Below are 8,060 nucleotides of genomic sequence, written 5' to 3'. Positions count from 1 at the left end.
GGCGGACATTGCAATTGCCGTGTTTGTCCCGTTGGCACCGCAAACCGGACCAGGGATAGCAGCCGTACCAGTTTGCTCAGCCCGAGCGCCGACGCCGCGCCGGTTCTGGCGGCCTAGATGACTCCGTCGGGCTTCGACGCTGTTCTAAGTAGGACCCTGCCCAAATTGGGATGGGCCACGAACGGTAGTTGTCCGGAATTCCCTCAACCTCAGGATTGCTCTAATATACTATCGCGGCGGTTGTTGCATTTCGGAACCTGTGGGAAGCGCCAACAAAGCGGAGGAGCGCGTGAGTCTGGAACGCCAGTACCGAGAGCTAAAGAAGTTGCAAGAAAAGGTCCGTCAATGGGAAGGAAAGACTTGTTCCCGGCGGTCGATTGAAAGGCAGTCGGTGCGGCGAGGTGTTTTTCTCTCAATTCCGGGACACATCACCTCCGAGCCCTGCCTGGTACGTGATCTCTCCAATAGAGGCGCTGGCCTTCAGCTTAATGGACTCACGCTTCTGCCGACCGAGTTTTCGCTTTCCTTCGATGAAGTTCGCACCACCTACCCTTGTCGCCTCATCTGGCGACAAGGAGACTTCATCGGGGTGGCATTCCAAAACACGGGCCTCTATTCGACTGGAGCCAGATAGAAGGTACCTTTTGCGCTAGAATCCCCCTGTTGGTCGCTTCTGGCCGATCGCGACATTTGCTGCGGTTGCACTATGCTGTCGGAAGTTGCTCTTTGCCAGTGGACAGCCGTTAGTTCGATAGCAATTTGCTCGTTGTTTCAGACGTGAGATTTCCTTATGCGCGATTGGCAACTGCCGTTTTCTCAAGTGTGCTTGGATTTTACCTCAAAGCGCGAACGAAGTTCCTGCCGCCGATTACTGTCATGCGCTGTGAATTTGACCGGTGCGTGATGCTGCTCTGCATCTGCACAGCCGTCCTGATCGAGGCGTGGCTTGTTTTCTGGCTCACGGCAGTCCAGCGTCTCGCCTCGGCATGCTGCCCGTGCTGGGGGTAGTTCGAGACACGATCGGGATGATGCTACGGCGCCTCTATTACAGCCGACTGGAACTCTTGCAGGAGGGGGCTGAACGGATTATCGAGCTACTAGGGCTCACCGAGTAAAGGGTAGGCCTGCTACCCCGCGTTTCTCGAAGGATCGAAGTCTTCGAGCATGGACTTGCGATCCGCACGATCCGGGGCAAGGTGGTCGATAGCAGACTGCGCTACGCTCTTCGCCACGCGCACAAAGATCAATATTTGTTCGTTGGCGCAGCGATCCTTGCGACTATCGCACTGGTCTTGGACCATCAAGGCGTGTTTGTGCAGTATCATAGCCTGCAAGGGCACGTCGACAGATTTACTAAAGCGATGATAACTGCTTCGATTATCTCTTTGTACTCGGTAGTTCATCTGTGAGAGCAACTCCACCGATTGAATGGTCATTGCATTACGATGCAAGTTGAGATTTGCGACCGCGAACCTGAAATGGACCCGCGGAACGGGACCACGTGAGCCGATTTGTTAGTTGAAACTGACCGCTCCTGATCACTTTCTATCACGCTGCCAGAGACTCTGTCTGCTGCTGTTGCTGTGGGCATGTGCTCAACGCGTCAGCGTTGTCCACCATGTCCACAGCCTTCGCGGTGCGCATCCGCTCGCGCCAGACCGCCATCGGCGCGCGATAGCCGAGCGCCTGATGAAGGCGGCGATTGTTGTAGAAGGCGATCCAGTTTGCGATCCCTGCTTTGGCCTCGCGGCCGTCGGCATAGCCCTTGAGATAGATATCCTCATGCTTAAGCGACCGCCACAGCCGCTCGATGAAGACGTTGTCCATCCAGCGGCCGCGGCCATCCATCGAGATCTTGATCCCTGCGCCCGCCAGCGCGCCGGTGAAGGCCGTGCTGGTGAACTGGCTGCCCTGGTCGGTGTTGAAAATCTCCGGCGTGCCGTACTTCGCCAGCGCCTCTTCCAAAGCCGCCACGCCAGAACCGCACGGCTCGCCCAGTCGATGATCGCGACGAGATAGAGAAAGCCGCGCCCGATGGGCAGATACCTGATGTCGGCCGCCCACGCCTGGTTCGGCCGGTCGATTGTCATGTTGCGCAGCAGATAGGGATAGATCTTGTGGCCCGGCGCCGGCTTTGTCGTGTTCGGCTTCGGTCCCAGCGCCGCGATGCCCATCTTGCGCATCAACCGCTGCACACGCTTGCGATTGACCTGAAGCCCCTCAGTCTTCAGCATCGCGATCATTCGCCGCGAGCCCAGGAATGGCCAGGCGGTGAACAGCTCGTCGAGCCGCTGCATCAGGGCGAGGTCGTTGTCGTTAGCCGGCCGTGGCGGCCACCCCAGAGCGCGCGATGCCAAGCAACATGCATTGCCGGCGGATCGACAGCGCCTGGTCGGCGCGATCGAGCATTTCTCGACGGTCCGGTGTGCTCATCTTCCGGACCTCCGTGCTAAAAAATCGCGATCCACCGTCAATTGCCCAATCTTGGCGTGCAGCTTGTCGATCTCGCGTTCGCGCGTTTCCTCGCTCTCCCGCCCAACACCCGCGTCAAAGGCCCGCGCCGCCTGTTCCAGAAGTTGTTTCTTCCACGCATAGATCTGGTTCGGGTGCACCTCATAGCATTGAGCCAGCTCGGTCACCGTCGCCTGCTCCCGCACCGCCTCCAGCGCAATCTTCGCCTTCAGTGCCGCGTCGATTTTCCGTCTCGTCTTCTTCGTCATCATGCCCTCCGTCTATCAAACGGAGCGGCCCTTTTCCAACTTAGCCTCCGGTCCCAAACCGGGGTCTATTTCAGGTAACAGGGTTCTTTTTTAAAAGGATCGGGGAACTGCGACTGCCTCAAATCAAATGCAAGAATGCGCCTCAAAGTTGTTGACGTGTCAAGGACGTTGGGCCGAGGCGTTCCATACGCGAGGAGACTCCGCGCCAGTTCTTTGAAATGCTGTCCTTCGCGGTCATCGACTGCGCATGTGTGCTGATATCGGCAAGCAGCTATGGTGGGTTCAAGGTGGCGTGTTGAGGTATCCGCGGCCACTACGACCAACAATGCGACGCTGAGGATTGCCCATTTCCAGGATCCGCACAGCTCGGAAAAGCGGTCAGTTCCGCTCAGGACCTTCAGTGAGAGGCACCACGTTGTCCATGTGGACCGGAGCTGAGCGTGTGCTTTGCCGCTTCACGACCTGTTCAAGCACAAGAGCCTCTATTGCGAGCTCATCTGCCAAGCGTCGGAAGAGTTCGTGCTTTTGCGGGTCGCTTGCTCGGCTGCTCATAACGGCCAAATCCGCAGCATCGGCGCGGAGCTTGTTCAATTTTTCCATGAGGTCTTTCATCTTGTCGCCAGATCCTAAATCCACTTCACCCCCCCCCGGCGCTCTACTCTCATCTCTTGATTCCAAGCCTCTGCATCTTAACAACCACCGCGCGAATTGCTGTAATCGCCTCGCAACAGTCGCGCCTAGAGAAATGTTCGAACCGAACGTCGCGTCAGGTTGCGGCCTTGCAGATCACCCCAGCGCTTCATACTGTCTCACATCAGAGATGGACATGCATGAGGAGCGGCGCATCCAGATCGAGCAGGAGCTTCGCAGGGCCGCTAGCGTAATCGTGGTCGGCATCGCTGGCGATATCCCGAGCGGCACGGGCGCTCCATTGGATCGCTAAATTCAGGAGAGCGATCGCGCTCCAGTCTCGACGCCCGTTCTCTATTGTGGAAAATCGCGAAGCAGTAACGTGGCATAGTCACGGCCCTCGTCTTTTTGGTCGCGGTCATGCCCGCCCACACCTTGGCGGTTCCTCGCCTGTCAGAAACGACAGGGTCCGTGCGACAGTGGCGCTAGCACACGGGCTCGCGGTTGCCGCCCCTCGCAGCAACACCTCTCGCGTTCGACACATTCTGAGGCAGCAAGTCTTACGTATTGAATTTCGATAGCTACCTCTGGTAGTTTCCACTTTTAGCCGAGCTATTTTCTGTGAAGCGTCCTGAGAGGCGAGTTGCGTCCGCTCAGCTGGCCTTGCGGCGGAGGAAGGCCGGGATGGCGAGAACGTCTTCATCGATAAAATATCGCGCAGGAGAGGAGCGGCCGTACGATCGAGACCTTCCGGAGCCGCATCGCGCGCATGTTCCGCATTCGGGTCTGCCGGCCGCCCTACCGGGTGGTTGGCCGCTGGGAGAGCCGGCGGATTCTCTAAGTGCCGCGGCAGCGGTGCGTTACGCTCGATGCGGCCGGCGATGTGACGGCTGACGTTGCGTAGCCTGCCGGCGAGTTCTGTGAGTAAGCTCTCCGCCGGTTGCGTCTGGCAATTCGGATCGGGATTATCGATGCCGGTCGCCACCACCGAAACGCGGACCACACCTTCGAGGCTTTCATCAAAACACGCGCCGACGATGATGTTGGCGTCCGAGTCGGCTTCTTCGCGAATGCGGGTAGCGGCTTCGTCAACCTCGAACAACGACAGGTCCTTGCCGCCGGTGATGGAGATTATGAGGCCACTAGCGCGCTTGATCGAGGGATTCTCGATCAAGGGATTGGAGATCGCGGCCACAGCAGCATTGAGCACGCGCTTCTCGCCCGAAGCCTCGCCTCTGCCCATCATCGCCTTGCCCTTCTCGCGCATTATAGCGAGAACGTCGGCAAAATCGAGATTGATCAAACCTTCCTTGACGATAAGGTCGCTGATGCAAGCCACACCTGAATAAAGCACCTGATCGGCCAGAGCGAAGGCATTGGTGAACGTGGTCTTCTCGTTGGCAATCCGAAACAGGTTTTGGTTCGGGATGATCAGTAGAGTGTCCACGACCTTGAGCAACTCTGCGATGCCTGCGTCGGCAAGGCGCATCCGGCGTTGGCCCTCGAAGTGGAATGGCTTAGTGACTACACCGATGGTAAGAATGCCAAGCTCGCGTGCGGTCTTGGCGACAATAGGCGCTGCCCCGGTGCCGGTACCGCCGCCCATGCCGGCAGTAACAAATACCATGCGCGCGCCCGTCAAATGGTTACGGATCTCATCGATTGCTTCTTCCGCTGCGGCGCGCCCCACTTCGGGCTGCGAGCCAGCACCAAGGCCTCCGGTTACCTGAGTGCCCATCTGGACGACGCGCCCTGCCATCGACATGGTGAGCGCCTGTGCGTTGGTATTGGCGACGATGAAGTCGACGCCCTGCAGACCGGCCGCGATCATGTTGTTGATGGCGTTACCGCCCGCGCCGCCAACGCCAAATACGACAATGCGCGCCTTCATCTCGCGAATATCTGTGATATTGGTCATGTTTACCTCCCGGTGCTCGACAGGAATGAGGGGCACGATTTGCTACCTGCATGCGCCTTGCGGTCTGCTTACACTATGTCGCGGTTAGATGCTCCCAGTCGGCTCGCGACTTTTTCATCTGTCAGTCGAACCGGCAACTCGGCCCCGGTCGGCAGCGCCGCCACCTCACCTTCAACCCTTGCCGTCGTCTCCTTAGTTGCCATCATCTCGGCAGTCGCCCAAAACCTACGTCCCCTGGCGAGCGAACGAGAGCCTTTAGCGAGATTTTAAGGCGGGTAGCTAGAGCGGCATATGTCAGCATCTCAACCGACATCGGCTGTTCTCCCAGAGCGAACCGGACGGCAATCGACTGATCCTGACCGGGCGATAACCGCAGGCTAAGTTAGGTTGGTTATGACTCCAGGGGCCACGTCACTCCTAAAGCGAGCAATTTCAGACGTTTTCGCGGTTCTTTTGATCTGAACCTCGGCCAGCGATTGCGCTGGGCTGCCGGCGATCATTTAGCCGCGGTCGCGACTGATCTCTCGACACGGTTAGGTACCGCAATATCGACTTCAAGCGTCGACACGTGCCCGCCCCTGTTCATCTTGACGGTGATCTTTTCTGGATCGACCACGATATGCCGCGATACCACAGCAAGGATCTCCGCCCGCAGCAATCCCAGCAAATCAGGCTGGCCGCGCAAACCGCGTTCGTGCGCCAAAAGGATCTGCAACCGCTCCCGTGCAACAGGCGCGGAAGCAGTACGGCCACCAATGAGCCTTAGCAAATTGATCATGCGGCCCTCCGTCCGAGTAAACGATTCATCAAGCTTTTGCGCTCGCCTGGCACGATCATCGTGACGTTCTCACCCATCAGTCGACGCACCGCGTCTGTGTAAGCTCGGGCCGGCGCACTGGCGGCGTTGTTCAGAGTAACCGGGGACCCAACGTTCGACGCTAATAGAACCTCCCGGCTCTCCGGAATGATTCCGAGCAGCGGCGTCGCGAGAATTTCAAGAATATCGTCGATGCTGAGCATTTCGCCACGCGATGCGCGCGCTGAATCATACCGGGTAATCAGTAGATGTTTCTCTACTCGTTCGCCCCGCTCGGCCTTGACTGTCTTTGAATCAAGCATCCCAATGATACGGTCGGAGTCGCGCACCGATGAAACTTCGGGATTGGTTACGATGACCGCCTCATCGGCATAGCGCATCGCGAGCAACGCCCCTCGCTCGATACCCGCCGGGCTGTCGCAGAGAATCCAGTCAAATTTGGTCCGCAGGTCAGCGATAATATTTCCAACCCCTTCGTCGGTCAGGGCATCCTTGTCCCTGGTCTGCGATGCAGGAAGCAACCACAATGTTTCTATTCGTTTATCGCGAATGAGTGCCTGCGAGAGCTTTGCAACGCCCTGCACCACATTAATGAGGTCAAACACGACCCGTCGTTCCGCCCCCATTATAAGGTCGAGATTCCGCAGACCCACGTCAAAGTCGATGACGACAACTTTTTCGCCCCTTTGCGCCAGCGCCACACCGAGCGCAGCTGTTGACGTCGTCTTACCGACGCCGCCCTTGCCAGACGTCACAACCAGAACTTTGGCCATTGTTATCTCCCGAACCGAATCAGCTTAACGGCGTTATCTTTATGCTAGTGTCTTCCAAACACGCCTGTGCTTGACGATTGCACAAGGGGACGTCTATTTCTTGCGCGGCCTGGTAGTAGCCGTTGACGGCCAACCACTCGGCTTGAATCTTTTGACAGAACATCCGCTGTGGCGTTGCCGCTGGACCCGCCATCTCACGGCCGCGAAGCAGTCCGTAAAGATGAATAGACTCGCCGGCGACGATCTCTGCACCTGTGGCGACCGAACCCAGCACACGGGCTGCGTTTATGTTTTCCAGCCGGGCTGCGATCGGAACGACCGGGCAAAGGATGAACGCGACGTAAGAACGGCTGCGCGTCCGAAAAGATTGACGTGTTGCCTTCGCAATCCCATCCATCGCGGTCGGCTCATAGTTCTTATTGAATGGTTAAGGATCGCCGGTCTTGGTTAATAGTTGGTTAATGCGTTGGCGGCGATGAAAGGTTTTACTTTCGGTGCGTTAAGGTGACGAAGTTGCTTCGCGTATGAATGGCCTCCACTGCCCTAATTTCTCAGCTTTTGGCGGATAGCCGTCGTAGCCACATGCGGAGAGCCTGAAGGCACAAGGCACGGCCGACGATCGTCCGAAGCGTCGTCTCGGTTCTGGCATTGGGGTTTGCCTTCTCGGCGCCCTCTGTAACCGAGATACGGTAAGCAGGGGCGAAGGCGCTCACAATATTGTTTTGTGATCTGGCAGGGCCATTCGTTTGTCATGGCTCGGTGATCGGCGCGGCCTCCCAACGGGATGCATCTTCGAGATGGCTGATCTTTATCAGGACCGAACTTTCCTACCGGCGCGGACCATGATCGCAGTGCGAATCCGTATGTGCGCGGCGAGAGCGAACCGCTACCGGAACTGGCGCAGCTGATCGGGCAGATCGATCTGTTCGGCACTCCGGCTAAACCTCCGTTCCGCTGCCGTGGCGGCTATGTCCGCCCGCAATACGCCCTCGCGGGGGAAGAAGAGGCCGACGCCGCGATTGGGGCGCTCACCCCTTAGCATTCAAGGAAGTGGGAATTGCCGTTGGACAAATGGTATCAGGCGGCGCGCGCGGGATGTGCTATATTATTTTTTGATTGTCTCCGCGCCGGGATGCGGGGTGCGGCTGGGAAGCCTGAATTAACAGGAGGGAGGGTAGACCCACCCCGCAATCATTTGCCCC

The 8,060-nt window shown here is 57.9% G+C and carries 8 protein-coding genes and 1 pseudogene; 2 read left to right on the top strand and 7 right to left on the bottom strand.

All coding sequences use genetic code 11. From position 1 onward, the window contains the following. Nucleotides 1–259: 259 nt before the first annotated feature. Nucleotides 260–634: a PilZ domain-containing protein gene (locus AC0L3A_RS39400; RefSeq protein WP_473256431.1), complete on the top strand. Its 375-nt coding sequence runs from the start codon at nucleotides 260–262 to the stop codon at nucleotides 632–634. A 493-nt stretch (nucleotides 635–1,127) separates the two neighbouring features. On the opposite strand, the gene AC0L3A_RS39395 is transcribed toward AC0L3A_RS39400, so the two are convergent. From AC0L3A_RS39395 to AC0L3A_RS39365, 7 genes and pseudogenes are all read right to left on the bottom strand, one after another. Beyond that, complete coding sequence (locus AC0L3A_RS39395; protein WP_473256430.1) at nucleotides 1,128–1,436, bottom strand: hypothetical protein; 309 nt, start codon at nucleotides 1,434–1,436, stop codon at nucleotides 1,128–1,130. A gap of 112 nt (nucleotides 1,437–1,548) precedes the next feature. Further along, nucleotides 1,549–2,720, bottom strand: a pseudogene (locus AC0L3A_RS39390) (IS3 family transposase). A 378-nt stretch (nucleotides 2,721–3,098) separates the two neighbouring features. Further along, nucleotides 3,099–3,332 (bottom strand): hypothetical protein, encoded by a 234-nt coding sequence (locus tag AC0L3A_RS39385; RefSeq protein ID WP_473256429.1) that lies wholly within the window; start codon nucleotides 3,330–3,332, stop codon nucleotides 3,099–3,101. A gap of 436 nt (nucleotides 3,333–3,768) precedes the next feature. Beyond that, nucleotides 3,769–5,268: a cell division protein FtsZ gene (gene ftsZ / locus AC0L3A_RS39380; RefSeq protein ID WP_473256428.1), complete on the bottom strand. Its 1,500-nt coding sequence runs from the start codon at nucleotides 5,266–5,268 to the stop codon at nucleotides 3,769–3,771. A 496-nt stretch (nucleotides 5,269–5,764) separates the two neighbouring features. Further along, the gene (minE, locus tag AC0L3A_RS39375; protein ID WP_473256427.1) at nucleotides 5,765–6,046 is read right to left on the bottom strand and encodes a cell division topological specificity factor MinE; all 282 of its coding nucleotides are present in this window, start codon (nucleotides 6,044–6,046) and stop codon (nucleotides 5,765–5,767) included. Further along, the gene (gene minD / locus AC0L3A_RS39370) at nucleotides 6,043–6,858 is read right to left on the bottom strand and encodes a septum site-determining protein MinD (protein ID WP_473256426.1); all 816 of its coding nucleotides are present in this window, start codon (nucleotides 6,856–6,858) and stop codon (nucleotides 6,043–6,045) included. The genes minE and minD overlap by 4 nt, the downstream gene beginning before the upstream one ends. Nucleotides 6,859–6,877: 19 nt before the next feature. Further along, entirely contained in the window at nucleotides 6,878–7,255 is a 378-nt protein-coding gene (locus AC0L3A_RS39365) for a septum site-determining protein MinC (RefSeq protein ID WP_473256425.1), read from the bottom strand. 468 nt (nucleotides 7,256–7,723) lie between these two features. Between AC0L3A_RS39365 and AC0L3A_RS39360 the strand changes: the two genes are divergently transcribed. Then, nucleotides 7,724–7,897 (top strand): hypothetical protein, encoded by a 174-nt coding sequence (locus tag AC0L3A_RS39360; protein ID WP_473256424.1) that lies wholly within the window; start codon nucleotides 7,724–7,726, stop codon nucleotides 7,895–7,897. Nucleotides 7,898–8,060 lie beyond the last annotated feature (163 nt).

The organism is Bradyrhizobium sp. MI1.3 (genome assembly GCF_055811695.1).
Note: the sequence above shows the minus strand (reverse complement) of the source record. Positions and strands in the feature narration are given on the sequence as shown.

Excerpts from the sequence above, each read along its gene's own strand:
- AC0L3A_RS39385 (WP_473256429.1), bottom strand. The coding sequence starts at position 3,332 with ATGAAAGACCTCATGGAAAAATTGAACAAGCTCCGCGCCGATGCTGCG.
- minD (WP_473256426.1), bottom strand. The coding sequence starts at position 6,858 with ATGGCCAAAGTTCTGGTTGTGACGTCTGGCAAGGGCGGCGTCGGTAAG.
- ftsZ (WP_473256428.1), bottom strand. The coding sequence starts at position 5,268 with ATGACCAATATCACAGATATTCGCGAGATGAAGGCGCGCATTGTCGTA.
- AC0L3A_RS39365 (WP_473256425.1), bottom strand. The coding sequence starts at position 7,255 with ATGGATGGGATTGCGAAGGCAACACGTCAATCTTTTCGGACGCGCAGC.
- minE (WP_473256427.1), bottom strand. The coding sequence starts at position 6,046 with ATGATCAATTTGCTAAGGCTCATTGGTGGCCGTACTGCTTCCGCGCCT.
- AC0L3A_RS39395 (WP_473256430.1), bottom strand. The coding sequence starts at position 1,436 with ATGACCATTCAATCGGTGGAGTTGCTCTCACAGATGAACTACCGAGTA.